The sequence below is a fragment of the Methylobacterium sp. DB0501 genome, assembly GCF_011043735.1.
GTDB lineage: Bacteria > Pseudomonadota > Alphaproteobacteria > Rhizobiales > Beijerinckiaceae > Methylobacterium > Methylobacterium alsaeris.
In genome coordinates, this window is record NZ_JAAKGV010000019.1 from 65,880 (window position 1) to 79,346 (window position 13,467).

Annotated in this window: 17 protein-coding genes and 1 pseudogene; 12 read left to right on the forward strand and 6 right to left on the reverse strand. The window is 64.7% G+C overall.

From position 1 onward, the window contains the following. Window positions 1–4 precede the first annotated feature (4 nt). Both G4G93_RS36465 and G4G93_RS24995 read right to left on the reverse strand, forming a co-directional pair. Window positions 5–136, reverse strand: a complete 132-nt coding sequence (locus G4G93_RS36465; RefSeq protein ID WP_280141915.1) for a hypothetical protein — start codon at window positions 134–136, stop codon at window positions 5–7. Between the two features lie 76 nt (window positions 137–212). After that, window positions 213–686, reverse strand: coding sequence for a DUF3597 domain-containing protein (locus G4G93_RS24995; RefSeq protein WP_060848516.1), 474 nt, complete (start codon window positions 684–686; stop codon window positions 213–215). A 320-nt stretch (window positions 687–1,006) separates the two neighbouring features. Between G4G93_RS24995 and G4G93_RS25000 the strand changes: the two genes are divergently transcribed. From G4G93_RS25000 to G4G93_RS25010, 3 genes and pseudogenes are all read left to right on the forward strand, one after another. Continuing rightward, the gene (locus tag G4G93_RS25000) at window positions 1,007–1,525 is read left to right on the forward strand and encodes an inorganic diphosphatase (protein WP_060848515.1); all 519 of its coding nucleotides are present in this window, start codon (window positions 1,007–1,009) and stop codon (window positions 1,523–1,525) included. A gap of 690 nt (window positions 1,526–2,215) precedes the next feature. Then, window positions 2,216–3,142, forward strand: a complete 927-nt coding sequence (locus tag G4G93_RS25005; protein WP_165088407.1) for a hypothetical protein — start codon at window positions 2,216–2,218, stop codon at window positions 3,140–3,142. A gap of 161 nt (window positions 3,143–3,303) precedes the next feature. Beyond that, window positions 3,304–4,079, forward strand: a pseudogene (locus tag G4G93_RS25010) (IS630 family transposase); the annotation flags it as partial. A 50-nt stretch (window positions 4,080–4,129) separates the two neighbouring features. Here G4G93_RS25010 and G4G93_RS25015 read toward each other — a convergent pair. Then, the gene (locus tag G4G93_RS25015; protein ID WP_060848514.1) at window positions 4,130–4,414 is read right to left on the reverse strand and encodes a hypothetical protein; all 285 of its coding nucleotides are present in this window, start codon (window positions 4,412–4,414) and stop codon (window positions 4,130–4,132) included. Beyond that, window positions 4,411–4,875: a hypothetical protein gene (locus G4G93_RS25020; protein WP_145984694.1), complete on the reverse strand. Its 465-nt coding sequence runs from the start codon at window positions 4,873–4,875 to the stop codon at window positions 4,411–4,413. Before G4G93_RS25020 ends, G4G93_RS25015 begins: the two co-directional genes overlap by 4 nt. Before the next feature lie 1,278 nt (window positions 4,876–6,153). Between G4G93_RS25020 and G4G93_RS25025 the strand changes: the two genes are divergently transcribed. The 5 genes from G4G93_RS25025 (at window position 6,154) to G4G93_RS25045 (ending at window position 9,596) form a co-directional block, all read left to right on the forward strand. After that, window positions 6,154–7,878, forward strand: a complete 1,725-nt coding sequence (locus G4G93_RS25025) for a cell envelope integrity protein TolA (RefSeq protein ID WP_145984693.1) — start codon at window positions 6,154–6,156, stop codon at window positions 7,876–7,878. Window positions 7,879–8,012: 134 nt separating this feature from the next. Then, window positions 8,013–8,246: a hypothetical protein gene (locus G4G93_RS25030; protein ID WP_060848512.1), complete on the forward strand. Its 234-nt coding sequence runs from the start codon at window positions 8,013–8,015 to the stop codon at window positions 8,244–8,246. Between the two features lie 185 nt (window positions 8,247–8,431). Next, complete coding sequence (locus G4G93_RS25035) at window positions 8,432–8,587, forward strand: hypothetical protein (RefSeq protein WP_165088418.1); 156 nt, start codon at window positions 8,432–8,434, stop codon at window positions 8,585–8,587. Window positions 8,588–8,663: 76 nt separating this feature from the next. Beyond that, on the forward strand, window positions 8,664–9,080 hold the full coding sequence (locus tag G4G93_RS25040) for a hypothetical protein (protein ID WP_165088421.1): 417 nt from the start codon (window positions 8,664–8,666) through the stop codon (window positions 9,078–9,080). Window positions 9,081–9,281: 201 nt separating this feature from the next. Then, window positions 9,282–9,596 (forward strand): hypothetical protein, encoded by a 315-nt coding sequence (locus G4G93_RS25045; protein WP_060848510.1) that lies wholly within the window; start codon window positions 9,282–9,284, stop codon window positions 9,594–9,596. A 67-nt stretch (window positions 9,597–9,663) separates the two neighbouring features. On the opposite strand, the gene G4G93_RS25050 is transcribed toward G4G93_RS25045, so the two are convergent. Together G4G93_RS25050 and G4G93_RS25055 are read right to left on the reverse strand one after the other, a co-directional pair. Next, window positions 9,664–10,494 (reverse strand): hypothetical protein, encoded by an 831-nt coding sequence (locus tag G4G93_RS25050; RefSeq protein WP_060848509.1) that lies wholly within the window; start codon window positions 10,492–10,494, stop codon window positions 9,664–9,666. Window positions 10,495–10,581: 87 nt separating this feature from the next. After that, on the reverse strand, window positions 10,582–11,418 hold the full coding sequence (locus G4G93_RS25055; RefSeq protein WP_060848508.1) for a hypothetical protein: 837 nt from the start codon (window positions 11,416–11,418) through the stop codon (window positions 10,582–10,584). Window positions 11,419–11,634: 216 nt separating this feature from the next. Here G4G93_RS25055 and G4G93_RS25060 point away from each other — a divergent pair, with 216 nt between their 5' ends. From G4G93_RS25060 to G4G93_RS25075, 4 genes are read left to right on the forward strand one after another with little or no spacing between them, the layout of a single operon-like run. Then, window positions 11,635–11,880 carry a hypothetical protein gene (locus G4G93_RS25060; protein WP_145984691.1) on the forward strand — a complete coding sequence of 82 codons (246 nt, stop codon included), beginning with the start codon at window positions 11,635–11,637 and terminating at the stop codon, window positions 11,878–11,880. After that, window positions 11,873–12,211 carry a hypothetical protein gene (locus G4G93_RS25065; RefSeq protein ID WP_197682142.1) on the forward strand — a complete coding sequence of 113 codons (339 nt, stop codon included), beginning with the start codon at window positions 11,873–11,875 and terminating at the stop codon, window positions 12,209–12,211. Before G4G93_RS25060 ends, G4G93_RS25065 begins: the two co-directional genes overlap by 8 nt. Window positions 12,212–12,221: 10 nt before the next feature. Next, window positions 12,222–12,716: an HIRAN domain-containing protein gene (locus G4G93_RS25070; RefSeq protein WP_060848506.1), complete on the forward strand. Its 495-nt coding sequence runs from the start codon at window positions 12,222–12,224 to the stop codon at window positions 12,714–12,716. 9 nt (window positions 12,717–12,725) lie between these two features. Continuing rightward, on the forward strand, window positions 12,726–13,337 hold the full coding sequence (locus G4G93_RS25075; protein WP_060848505.1) for a hypothetical protein: 612 nt from the start codon (window positions 12,726–12,728) through the stop codon (window positions 13,335–13,337). Window positions 13,338–13,467: the final 130 nt, after the last annotated feature.

A 13,467-nucleotide genomic window follows, 5' to 3' on the forward strand; every position in this document is an offset into this window, starting at 1 on the left:
ACGCCTACTTGCCCTTGCCGCCTTTCTTGCCGAGCTGGGCCGAGGACGAGGTTCGCGGGTTCGACTTGCCCTCGTGGCTTGCCTTGGCATTGGCCTTCCTGGCCGTCGCGCTGCCGTGGCCCTTCTTCTCGGTCATGATCCTCTCCCCGGGTGGTGACCGGGAAGCCCCCCCGGCCGCCGCCTGGTTCCGTCGGCCGCTTTCCCGGCGCGTTCTACGCGTGCTTGAGGTCGTCCGGCACCTTGCCGCCGTTCTCGGCGAGCTTCTGCACGACCTGCTTGTGCAGCCAGACGTTCATCGTGGCCGAGTCCTCCTTGTCGCCCGTGTAGTGCAACTCGTCGGCGAGCTGCTTGCGTGCCTGCAAGCTGCTGTCGAGGTCGAGCAGCTTCAGGAGGTCGACGATGGAGCGTTTGTAGTCGAGGGTCTGGCCCTTCCCGGCCGCGAGGTCGGCCAGGACTTGGCCGACGTCGACGTTCGCCTGCCCGGCGACCCCCGCTTGTCCTTCCGCCACCGGCGACGGCGCCCCGCTCATCGAGGGAGCGGCGGCGCTGCTGGCCGACCCGGTCGGGCCGTCCCGTCCCTGCGCCGCGGCCGAGACGCTCGGCGTCTCCGAGGCATTCGGTGCCGCGGCCTGGGCGCTCGCGGCGCCGCCGAAGATCTTCGACATGATCGACCCGAAGATGCTCATGGGTCCCTCCGTGTTCATGGCCCCACGCCCGGGGCGAGCGCACGACAACGGGGATGCGCGCGGCACGTTCCGGTCGAGGTTGTTCTAGGGCCGGCGGCACGCGGTCCGGCGACGCGAGGGGTGCGGCGACCGGGCGCGGGACGGTCCGCAACGCAGCAGCGCTCGGGGGAGAACGCGTCACTCGTGCCGTTCCCGGTTATGCGACCTTCCACGAGCCGCACCGGCGCCCGCCTGGACGGCCTAGGTGGATCCCCTATACTCCGCCCGAGTTCACGGATCGGCGGTCGTCTGTTGGCGGCACCGCACCGGAGTGCCCGCACTTGCCTCAGACCGCACCGCCGCTGAGCCGCCTGCCGATCTACTCCGACGACGGCCATGTGCACGTTGTCGTCGAGACGCCGAAGGGCAGCCCGAACAAGTACGCCTACTCCGAGGCGTTCGGCGCCTTTCAGTTCAAGATGGTGCTGCCCGAGGGCACGAGCTTCCCGCACGACTTCGGCATGATCCCCTCGACAAAGGGCGCCGACGGCGACCCGCTCGACGTCCTGCTCCTGCTCGACGCTCCGGCCTTCCCAGGCTGCGTGCTGGAAGCGCGCCTGGTCGGCGTCATCCAGGCCGAGCAACGGGAGCGCGACGGCACCTGGGAGCGCAACGACCGATTGGTCGGGGTGGCGGTAAAGGCCAGGACCCACGCGCACATCCACGCGCTCGACGACCTGCGCCCGGGCATGTTGGACGAGGTCGAGGCGTTCTTCGGACACTACAACCAGCTTGCCGGCAAGGACTTCAGGGTGCTCCGCCGCGGTGACGCGGAGGCGGCGCTCGCCCTGGTCCGCTAAGGTACCGAGGCGTTTGGGAAGGAAGGCGACTGATCCAGGCTGTTATGGCCACCCGGACCTGCCATCACATGCCAATGAACAGCTCTTGAAGGCCAAGCGGCTATTCCAGCAGGTCTGTCCGAAAGGCCGCATATGGCGCACAGCCGAGATCGCGGCATGCGAACTGCTGACCCCTTGCAGACATTCGAGCCTACTGACCCAGACGTCCGGTCGTTAGGAAGAAGCGGACCTGTATGTGGCGGCCACGACACCAGAATGTTATGGCCACCGGGGCTCCCGATACATGCGTCTGCTCACTCTCCAATATTGTTGATTAGCAACTATACTAAGGCCACCTCGTCTGTCGGGGGGCGGGATCCACGGAGACGCCGACCTCTCCGCAGATCATACAATGCGTGCACCATGCGGTCGTTAAACATCATCAGGCAATCTGTGACGAAAACAAAACGAACTATAAAAATTGCAGAAAATTCTAACTAATTTTGATAAGCAAAATCACGATTTGCGACGCATTGTTGCTCAGAGTGGCGCATTTTCAGTGGTATTCCAATGACCGTAACATGGTTGGACTGGTTCGCCTGGACCCGATGCGAACTGCAGCGTACGGTTTACCGGGCTGCTAGCGTGCGGCTTCCCGACGATCTGAAGACACCAGAGGGCGCCATGCGCGTTCTCACATCTCGATGCGCTATGAAAGCAGTAGAGGCACAGCGTCGCGGCGAGGATCTACCGGAGTCGGAACGTTTTCTTTCTGTAATGTGCTCTTTTTTTGCATTTGATACGATCAACACAGAGGCAGTACCGCCTCGTAATTTGAGATTAGACCGCCATATAGTACCGCATCTTGTGAAAATGGCGTCGAAAGAACCCAGAATCACCGAATGGCTAGATCGTTGCTACGAATTGCCGATCCTATATATCGATTTCCCACTTAATTCCTGGATGGTTTCAGAATCTGTGCAGGTAGGAGCAATATTCGTAGACAACGGCGTTGCCGAAATGCACAATATCGGGATTCAATTTGGAGATTTACATCATCCTACCATCTCTGTTGTGCTGGCGCCAAAGGACATGCGGTGCAAGCGCCGTCTCGTCTGGAAAATTGGGACGGACGATGTTCACGATGAATTGTTAGGCAGCGCTTTAGATGATCTCGCCGGTCAAATACTATCAACTCTAGATTTAATTGCGACCAGCGGACTGTCAGTCCCTGACTTTTGCCGCTTAATGGAAAGAATGGTCGGAGCAGTACTTTTTCAGGAAAGTTCGCTCCAGGCCGCAGCAGCACCAGCAATATGGGCCAGCCAGTTGCCGTCTGATCGGGTACGGCGTGCCGCGTACTTACGAGAGAATAATAATCACGATAATAGTGACGAGGTTCGTTCTCTATTTAGGATTAAAAGGATTGGTCTTGTGCCGGAGGTGACACGGAGAAGTCTCCCCAAGGCTGCGACGACTGGTCAGCATAGCCCGCTGCTCTGCCCGGTTTGGGTGCGAGGACACTGGCGCAAGCAACGGTATGGGGCTGGCCTATCCGAGACACGCCAAATTTGGATCGAGCCTCACCATAAAGGACCGAGAGAAGGACTCGCGAGACAGCTGATGAACCTGATTTAATATTACTCTCTAAGTTGATAGACGACGATGCGCCGCTCATTGCAGCACCTATAAAATGTCGTACATGATACGTGAGCGGAGTTCGTTTTGTACCACCGGCCCCTAATGCATTGACGCATTCAGAGGATTCACAGGAGGCCTGAGCCATGCGAGTCTGAGGCATGGCTCAGACTGTCTGCGTGGTCCCCAGCGCCGCCGACCTGGCGCGCTTGTCCGCTATCGTCGCCGATCGAGCGCGGTCTCTCAAGCACATCCAGCGCGCCCGCATCGTCCTGCTCTCGGCCGAACGCCTCTCCGTCCTCGACGTCGCCCACCGGGCCGGCGTCAGCCGGCCAGCCGTCTGGCGCTGGCAACAGCGCTATGCCGAGGAAGGCGTTGAGGGACTGCTGCGCGACAAGACCCGTCCGCCTGGCAAGCCGCCCCACTCCACCGACACCGTCGCTGAGGTGCTCACCCTGACCTGCTCCGAACCGCCCGGTGAAGTCACCCACTGGACCGGCCGCGCCCTGGCGCAGGCCGTCGGGATCTCCTTGCGGTCGGTCCAGCGCATCTGGGATGCCCATCGCCTCCAGCCGCATCGCGTCCGCAGCTTCAAGCGCTCGAACGATCCAGCCTTCGCCGAGAAGGTCGAGGACATCGTCGGCCTCTACATGGACCCACCGCGCCACGCCGTCGTGCTCTCCCTTGACGATAAGAGCCAGATCCAGGCCTTGAAGCGCACTCGTCCAAGCCGGCCCGTCACGCCAGGTCGCCCCGAGACACAGACCCACGACTACGTCCGCCACGGCACCACGACGCTGTTTGCCGCGCTCGATGTACTGGAGGGCACGGTGATCGGCCGCTGCATGCAGCGTCACCGCCACGGCGAGTTCCTGCGCTTCCTCAACACCATCGAGGCGGCGGTGCCGGCCGGCAAACTGATCCACGTGATCCTGGATAACTACGCCACGCACACCGTGATGGTGGGTGGCTCCTCTGAGGCGGGGCTTAGGCGGCCTCGATCTCAAGCAGGGCTTTGATCCCCTGCCGGACGCGGTCCGCCCCCTCGCGGAGTTCTTTCTCGCGCTTAGCCTTCCAGGCTGCGGTCGAGAGCTTGACCTGGCGGCGCGTCGTGTCGATGCCGAGATGTAGGATCAGGGACCTCCGACCCGTATCTGCCTCGACCTCGTAGATCTTGATGCTCTGTGCCTCCTCGTTGAGGCTGACATCATACCCGTTTAATTCAGACCGGCGATCGCAGACTAAGCTCTCGCGGTGGACGCGCTGCATCATGCGCAGCGGCCATCATTGATCGCTGTCCGACTTATCGATATTCTCGACGTGAAAATGATTTCTTTCGCAAGATATGATTTGATCTGATCTTTCTTCAATAAACAGACCCTTGGAGGCGGCGCAATCTCTGCATCAATCCAACTTTGTTCTTCATTGTATTTCTTTGAGCCCTTAGTTTTTCTTAATAATTGCAATGAAATTTCACCCCAAAGATTCTCCTGCACCGTAAATTCATACATTTTTGCGTCAGGCTTAGTCATTGCTTCAACAAGGAAGCGACGACTTCCTACCAGAACGTATATATTTGAAAGATCCTTTGCATCGATCACAGCAGGCAATTTTATCGATTTTTCAGACCGAATAAATTCCAAATCATCACTCCACAGATATTTAAGCGGCGTACCGCAAATAGAGATATGATTTTTACGTAGCTCAATCTTCACAATCATGCTCGGCAACATTCAATTACTCCATCGCATCTTTCATATTCACCAAAGTTCAGTCGGATTTTCGCAAGGCATATGCTCCTATACATCGTGCTTCATAAGCATTCTCCTAGAGTTCGGACTGATACGATTGTCTTCCATCTCAACTATCCATGATTGCAGCCGTGCCGCACGTAACATCAACTCGGAGCGTTTTTCCGCGAGAAGTCGATAGATCAAAACCGTAGCCCACCAAGGCGGGGAGCGATTATCAGCATTCATCCATTGATGAACCGCGGCAGTACTGATTGCAGCGTCGGTACCTCTAATTCTAGTAAGATCTCGTGCCAGCTCAGAATACCACTTCTTACCCGGTCCATAGAGAGACAATGCAATTTCAGAAATCTCCTCGCGCGACAACGGGGTGTCTTTTTCCAAGCTAACTATATGCAAGACTTGATTCCACTTCTAAACTAACGAATGTATGATCATCTCTATTTGCTGAGATCCAAACATCCAAGGCTCTGGCGGCCTACCTGAGCACTGACAGATGCAAGGATTGCTAGCGTTCGCGGCTCAGAGGCACCGTGTAAATTTATATGTCACAAATTCATGAGGACGGTCAACCCCCATGAGACATGAAATTTAAGTTTGAGCTCCGGTGCGACGGTTGGGCGCACAAGGCTGCCAGAAGTAAGAACGGCACCACTCGATTGCGCAGTTGCAAGTGCGAGGGGAAGGCAGCGCCTCAGGGGCGGCTTGGTTCCGCGCCAGAACGGGCGCGGCGCGGTGACGCACCGTCCCGATCGCGAAGGATGGCCGATTCGTTTTCTGGACGGCTCGCTGAGCCCCTCGCGTTCCGTCAAGGGTGATAGTCCCCCTTGGCGAAGCCATCACTCAGAGAGGGCGGACGCGTGGATCGACACCCGTCCCTCCTCTAGCTGCCCCCTCTCGCGTTTCGTCACGGGCTATAGATCCCCTTGGCGAAGCCGTAACACTTGCTACTGCCGCGCCTCAGGGTATCCTCCTGGAGTTCGATCCGGCTCGTTGTGGACGTGGTGCCCTGCGACGAGCCTCTCAGTCAGAGGTCATCGCGACGTGTCCTCCCGTCTATCGTCCAGCGTCCGCGCGTGCCGGTTCCTCGGCCCCGGACCCGCTTCGGCTTCGCTCCCTGCGGACCTGCCTACCGCCCGCCTCACGCCCGTCCAGCATGCCGGCCTGATCTTCCCGCCAGGGTCGACGGGCATGCTCGTCCTCGGCCGCCGTGACAGCGAATGGGTCGTCGGCAGGAACGGGACCCGTGTCGAACGGAAGGTGTATCTCCAAGCCGGTGCGACGACAGACGAGTTAGTCCGCACCGTCGAGAGCTTCGACGACGGCGTCGGCGAGATCCTCGTCGCGATGTCCTCGTTCCGCCCCCGCGGCGCGTTGGGGGCGGACTATCACTCCTGGCCGGACAAGAGCCTCCCGAACTTGCTCCATCTCCGCGCCGTGTGGTGTGAGTGCGATTGCTACAAGCGAGGCGACTACCAGCACCGGCCCTCGCACGAGCTGGTCTGGGACATCCTCGACCGGTGCCACCAGTCCCGCATCCCGGCGCCCTCGTACGTCGTCGCGTCGGGTCGCGGCTTGCATATCGTCTGGCTCACTGAAGCCGTCCCTTCCATCGCCTTGCCGGCCTGGAGGGCGGTGCAGAAGCGCCTCCTGAGCGTGTTCTCGGACATGGGATCCGATGAGAATGCCGCGGCCCCCACGGGCAACCTGCGCCTCGTCGGCACGTCGAACCGCCGCCTGGACGTGCGGATGATCTGGCCTGCGACCGTGGGCCAGATCGAGCGCTACACGTTCCGGGCCCTCGCCGCCGAGATCCTGCCGTACAGCCCCGAAGAGTGCCGGGAGTACCGGAGCAAGGCCAAGGAGCGGAAGGCCGCCAGGCGCCAGCCTAATGCGGTTCCAGGGGCATCCGGGAAGCGGGGCGGCGGGGGCCTGACCGCCGAGACGTACCGCAACGCGATCGAGAGCGATCTCTGGAAGCTCCTCGACCACCGCTACCCGGCAGGCGCACCGGTCGCGCGGACGGAGGAGGACGATGGATCGCACGGGAGGTTCTTGTTCGCATTCGCCCGCCTGTGGGCTTGCCGCTTGGGCGCCGACGCGCTGAAGGCCGAGGTCGAGGCCCATGCCAAGCGCCTCGGCTACCGCAGGCCCGCGGACGCCGTGCGGGAGGCCGGGACCGTGATCCGGAAGCGCCGGGCCCTCGATGCCCGCCAGGCCGGCGGCGAAGCCCGTAAGACGTTCTTCTACCGGTTCGGGCCGCAGGTGCTGGTACACGACTTCCGCATCGACGAGGCGACCGCCCGCGCCCTCGACCTCAGGATCCTGCGCCCGCTCTCGATGATAGCCGAGCGGGCGGCGGAGCGGCAGGCGAAGGCCCGCATCGCCAGGGGGGCTAAGCCCCGCGCCACCGCGCAGGCCGAGCGCCTCGCCCTCGGCCACCAGGCGATCGCCCTGCGGGAGGCGGAAGGGCTCTCCCGGCCGCAGTTGTGCGAGCGGCTCGGCGTGAAGGCGACGCTCCTCGACAAGGCGATCCGCGAGGCCAAGGCCAAGGCGGAGGCCCCTCGCGTTTCGTCACGGTATATTGAAATAGCGCCCGAGGCCGTTCCGGCGCTTGAAGCCACCGACGCTCCGTCCTACACTCCTTTCGTTCGCGATGAGGCACCACCCCACGAGGACACACGGCCCGTCACGCCTCCCGAGGCTGGCGGGCCGTCGCATGTCGGGATGGTGGTGAAGCGGATCACGCCCTTCCTCACGGAGTACCGCAGCGCCACCGAGGCCTACGACATCGTGCGGGTGAAGGTCGGGCGGGAGTGGATCGAGAGCCGCTCCGAGCTGCCCCTCGCGCCCGCCTCCCACGTACCCTCCAGGCCCGCCACCGAGGCCGACGACGCCATGGTGATCGACGTACTCGGCAGGGTGGCGGCCGAGGAGGCGGAGGAGCGGCGCCGGGCCAAGCGCAGGGCCAAGCGCCAAGCCTGACCCCGACCGGCATGTGTTGGCGGGTGCACGCCCCCCGCCGAGGCTGACCCCACGGGCGGCTTCCAACCTTCCACGCCCGCTCCTCGACGCGGGCGCCCTCGTGGCCGCCTGCGTCCCTCTTGGATCAGGGCGCCGTGGGCACGCACCGCAGCATCCCCGTCATCGTCACCCCCGCCGACCTGCGGGCAGGCTCCGTCACCCGTGAGGTGGCCGATGCCGTGCGGGCCGGCCGTGTCCGCTACGTCGGCTTCACCGAGGGTGCGGTCATCACCCTCCCGGCCGGCGTGAAGCCCGTGCGCGTCGCCTACGACGAGGCGGCGTGGCCGCGCGAGGGCACGCCCTGGATTGCCGCGGCCATCCGCGGCTGAGGGATGGTCGCCCGCCCCCGGTCCCATCCGCCGGAGGGAGGGGGGTACCCGTCACGGGTCCTTCCCCGAGGGGTGGTGCACTTCCTGGAGGTCGCGTCCGACAGGCCGCCAGGCTCAACCGAAAAATTTGGGTACGCAGGTACGCACCGGAGGGCGCGGGGCCTGAAGCTTCAGGGGGTTAGCAGGTGCGCACCGACCATCGTCTCAGGTACGCAGCCATCGAAATCGTGGGGGTGCGTACCCTGCGCGGGTTCGACGGCAACGCGCGCGAGCACAGCGACGCGCAGGTCCGGCAGATCGCCGGCGCGATCGAGCGCTTCGGCTTCACCAACCTATGTTGAGTGCACCTCGCGTCGCCGTGCACTCAACACGAGTTCTCTGCACTCACGTTGTTCAGAAATGTGTGACAGTGTCCTGGTGGCTTTCGTGACCGTGTCGCATCCTGCATGCATGCGCACGCCCATCGCCCCCGATCTTGAATACCTGCCGGTCCACCGATACGCTCGGGACACTCGTCAGCAGACTGCGTGGGAACGCCGCGAGGCAGCCCGCCGCAAGAACCTGCAGCGCGAACGCCAGCGCGCCGATGGCGTCCCGGATCCCACCGCGATCGAGCGGGTGATCGTCGACGCCCTGCGGCTCACTCTGCTGAAAAGCCCTGCCTCGATCGATCCCGTCGAGCTCCTCCGGTACGCGAGGGACCTCGCTATGTCTCGCTCGTATGCAGCGCACGAAGCGGACCCGTCGAAGCCCAAATTCGAGCGAGCCGCAGTCGTCGAGGCGATCCGGAAGCGCGTCCTGACGCCCCCGAAAGCGTCGCGTGCGGCACCGTGAGGACCGCGTTACAGAGTTTGAGTTCCGCGTTGCAGAGCCTAGGAGTAACGGGGGGAGTAGACCTCTTCCGCGAAAAGTCGACTTCCCGCTGTCACGCGTTAACCGCCGGCCAGGGATGAATTCTGAAACGCGAATTCGAGGACTTGCGTGGGGAAGTCGGCCAGGCCCATCTTGGGGCACACGAGATCCCCGGAGGCCCCCATGTCGAACCCCGCAGCCCATTTGGCCTTCGACGTCGCTAACCGCGGGGCGACCATCTTCGGTGCCCTCCAGCTGTCTATCGCTGGCTATCGCGAGCAGGAAGCCCGTCGCCGGCGGGACGGGATCTACGCGGTGGCCGACTTGGAGATGCGCCTGATCGAGAGCCGGGCGATCGAGGAGCAGGCTGTCGATGCCGCGGCCGCTTTAGACGCAGAGAACGCCCGCCTGCGTCGCGAGTTGGCCGCAGCGCAGGCGCAGATCGCCGGGTTGAAGAGCGAGGCGGTCGCTTACGCCCGTCGAGCCGGCCTGATCTAAGGGGGCATCTCCAAGAGAAAGGGCCGCCGGAGGGGATCCGGCGGCCCTTTCTCGTTCGCAGATTACCTTAGCGGGCGTAGGCGACGGCCCCGAGATCAGCGCCGTCCAGCCCGTCGAAAGGGCGCTTCTCCGGGCGGGCCTCCGGCTCGGCGGGCGCCGGGGAGATGCCCGCTGCGATCGCCGTCTTCTCGGCCCGGAAGCTCGCCCGGGCCGCGGCTAGGGCTGCGTCCAGGTCGACCGGCTTCGGGCCGCGGGGGACCCCGGGGATCAGGTCGTCGTTCGAGCGAGCGTTCAGATGCCTCTCGATCGCATCGGGGCTCGCGATCGCCAGGCGCATGCGGGCGACCGGCTCCAATTCCTTCAGCCACTCCGCCATCTCGGTCGGGAGGGGGCGCTGCAGATGGAGCGCCGCGACTTTCATCTCACCCCCCTCGCGCAGACCAGCTCCCGCGTACTGGCGGACGAGGGCCGGCAGCGACAGGTCCTGCAGCGGGACGGCGGCGGGGGGCGGGCTGTACGCGGGGCCGTCGTTGCGAGTGCGGGCGGTGTCGGCCGCTGCGACCTGGGCGGCCAGCTGCGACGGGCTCGCCGGCCGCTGTGGGAGGAGGCCTCCGAGCAGCTTGCCCACGAAGTTCGCGCCGCCGATCGCGGCGCCACCGGCGGTCCTGGCGAGCGCCAGGGCCGGCTCTCCGACCGTGGCGTCCAGGCCGCGGCCCACCGTCTCGTTCGCCGTCTTGGCACCGCGCCACGCCGTGCGCAGGTCATCCATGATCAAATCCGCGCCCTCGTCGGCCAGGCCAAGAGCTCGGCGAATGAGCCGCACAAAGGCTTTCGCCAGAGCGAATAGGAACTCCGCCAGCCGGCGAGCTGCCTCAAGCTTTTCCCTGATCTTGTCCATCTGCCGTCCCCGTTTGCCTGGTGGAGGCCGGGTCCTGCCCGGCCTTGCTCGAATTCAAGCGCGCACCTTTGCAAGCTGCAAAGTCGCCTAGAGGGCAAGCTCCGGTTCGGGGGTCCTTTTGGGCTCCCCGAAGAGCGTGTGGCGTGACGAATCGGTCAGCTGTTTTTTGTGCACGAAGAGGATCGCGAGGGCGTGCGCGGCCGCCCCCTGATCGAGCGCCGCCATCTCGGAAAGGGCGTGGCCCGTCCAACACGTCGCCTGGCTCCAGCCTGCGGAATTGTGGTCCGACGCCCAGTCGAGGTCGAGGTCGGACAGGAAGCGGCAGGCCTGCAGCGCCGCCGCCTGGACCGCGGGATCAGCAGCGCGCTCGAACCAGTGGGGGAGAGACGGCGCGGTCAGGCGCGTGGTCGCGCGGGTCGCGTTGCCCCTGGCGGTCGCCACGAGGCGGGAAGCCTGCTCGCAGTCCCACTCGCGCCAGGCCTCGCTCGCGAGGAGCTCCTGCGCGTCCGCGAGCTGGCGCCGAAGCTGCCACGGGTGAGACCCCACGATCCCCGCGAGATCCCTACGAACCGGTATCGCGCGCGAGGCGCACCGGGCGACCTCCGCGGCCGCGCGCTCCTCCTCTCGCCGGACCCGCTCGGCCTGCTCGGCCGCCACCGCGGCGAGGGCGGCCTCGATCACCTGGCGCGCCGGCTCGGCCGGGGCAGGCTCGGGGAGCTGCCAGAAGCAGGGCACGAGCTCCTGGCTGGACGAATAGCCGCAGGCTTCCAACTGCGGCTTCGCGCGCTTCCACGCCGCGGAGAACGCCGAGGTGTCGCCCTCGCCCGTCCACAGCTGCATCGTGTGCCCGTAGCGGCGCCCGAGGCCGCGATCGGTCCACGCCAGGCCGAGGGCGATAGGGGGCTCGTTGTAGGGGGCGCTCACAGGAGGCTCCATCGTCCAGGGATTATTCTGGGAAAAATCTGGAATTTATTTTTCACAGTAAAACCCCGTCGCGAATGCCGTTTCCGGAAAAAAAACAAAAAGTTTGTCACTTTTTCGGGGCGACGGAGGCTACTTCTTGGAGCTTGCCATATTGCAAAGCGGGATCCAACACCCGATACTCTCTCACACCTCGCCGAGGTGGCTGGAGGGTTCCCCGTGTCGAAGAAAGCACTTGAGGAAGCGCGCCCCCGTGCGCGCGTAGTCTCTACTGAGGAAGTGGTCGCCCGCATCCGCGACGGCGTCCGTGCGGCCGGGTCGCAGGTCGCCTACGCCCGCCAACACGGCGTGAGTGAGGCCGATCTGTCCAACGCGCTGCGCGGCCACCGGCCCCCGACGTTGCCGCTGATGAAGAGCGTCGGGGCGCGTCGTGCGATCGTGCTGGAGGAGGCTGCCCGTGCGTAGCCTCAGCTGCGGCGAGCGCGCGATCCTGGAGCAGGACGGCCCCGTCGAGCCCGAGCCCTCTTTCGCGGACGGCGGCATCGTCCGCCGGCACACCGCCCGGTGGCCGCTCTCGTGCGACGACTGCCCCTCCGGCCGGGGGATCCGCCCCGGCGAGCGCTACAGCATCTTCGTCGGCCTGACCGACGACGAGTACCGGGACTTCTTCTGCGAGCGCCACTGCGACGGGATGTCCGACGAGTGCCGGGCCGCCCTCCCGCAGGAGGAGCGCCCGGCGCCGGCGCCCGCCCGACACGTCCACCACGACTACGATCCCGACAACATCCCGTTCTGAGGAGAGGGCCATGAGCAGCCCCCGAGATCATCGCGACATCGACTTGAATATTCCCGGCATCGAGACGACAGCGCTCTGGGACGAGCTGATTTCGATCAAGATCGGACAGCCCTGGACGGAGGCCCCCATCGCGGGTCTGCAATACTACGACTATGCGCAGCCGGGGCTGTCCGGGGAGCCGATCTCGCCGGCGCTTGGCGACCGGCTCGTGCTCGTCCGGGCGCCGAACAATGCGAACGACTGCAACGCGGTCGAGGTGTGGTGGAGGAACAGCATCCGACTGGGCCACCTGCCGCGCGAGCTCGCCGCCGAGGTGGCGCCGCGGCTCGATGCCGGCGAGCTCGCGCGGGCGTACGTGACGTCGACCGGGAATGGGGAGCCCTGGTCTGCGTGGATACTCCTCGTCGGGGAGGCGGTCCGGACCGCATACGATCGCCACAGGGCCGAGTACCGGCCGCCGTCGATGCCGGCGCTCGGCGACCTCGACGACGACATCCCTTTCTAGGAGCGCCTGGTGAGCCGCCCCGACGAGTTTCACGTCAGCGTCCGCGACCGGCTGGTCGCGGCGCACAGCACGGAGCGCTTCGATCCGCGGGCGCTCTACTTCACGATGTACGGCCCGAAGCGGATGTTGCCTTCCGACTGGACGCAGCGGTCGCGTGACTTCATGGCGATACTCGGCGAGTACGGCTGGACTGAACCCGCCCCGGGACCGCGCGGCGGCTTGGGCTGGCGGATCCGGCCCGATCATTTCGCCGAGATCCAGGCGAAGGCGACAGCCGCCGATCGCCTGAACGGGCCGCACCGCTCGGCCGCGGCGGCGATCTCAAGTCCCTACGCCACGACGACGCTGCGGGACGCCGACCACACCGTTTCGCTCTACTGGGGCTGGCTGCCGGGCGGCCTCCATGCCGGAACAGTGGTGAAGCGCGTGCCGCTCCGCGACCTCCGACGCCCAAGCAGCCGCACACTCACGGCAGCGTGGCGTCACCACGCGAAGCTCGCTGCGGCCGCCGCGTGGATCGACGCTCGGATCGCTCGCCTCTGCGAGCAGCGCGCCGCATCCTATCAGGATCTCATGGACGAGCTCCTGGTCTACGCCAAGAAGAAGGAGCCCTCCCTGTGAGCCGTCACCCGAAGCCAAATAGCGTGCTGTGCCGCGATGGCACCGGCCTCCGCGTGGAGCGCCTGGACGGCGCCTTGACCGTCTACGCACTTGCGAGGGACGGCCTTCGCCGGGAAGCGGGCCTCGATGC

Excerpts from the sequence above, each read along its gene's own strand:
- G4G93_RS25015 (WP_060848514.1), bottom strand. The coding sequence starts at position 4,414 with ATGATGCAGCGCGTCCACCGCGAGAGCTTAGTCTGCGATCGCCGGTCT.
- G4G93_RS24995 (WP_060848516.1), bottom strand. The coding sequence starts at position 686 with ATGAGCATCTTCGGGTCGATCATGTCGAAGATCTTCGGCGGCGCCGCG.
- G4G93_RS25020 (WP_145984694.1), bottom strand. The coding sequence starts at position 4,875 with ATGTTGCCGAGCATGATTGTGAAGATTGAGCTACGTAAAAATCATATC.
- G4G93_RS25070 (WP_060848506.1), top strand. The coding sequence starts at position 12,222 with ATGAGCAGCCCCCGAGATCATCGCGACATCGACTTGAATATTCCCGGC.
- G4G93_RS36465 (WP_280141915.1), bottom strand. The coding sequence starts at position 136 with ATGACCGAGAAGAAGGGCCACGGCAGCGCGACGGCCAGGAAGGCCAAT.
- G4G93_RS25045 (WP_060848510.1), top strand. The coding sequence starts at position 9,282 with ATGTCGAACCCCGCAGCCCATTTGGCCTTCGACGTCGCTAACCGCGGG.
- G4G93_RS25005 (WP_165088407.1), top strand. The coding sequence starts at position 2,216 with ATGAAAGCAGTAGAGGCACAGCGTCGCGGCGAGGATCTACCGGAGTCG.
- G4G93_RS25050 (WP_060848509.1), bottom strand. The coding sequence starts at position 10,494 with ATGGACAAGATCAGGGAAAAGCTTGAGGCAGCTCGCCGGCTGGCGGAG.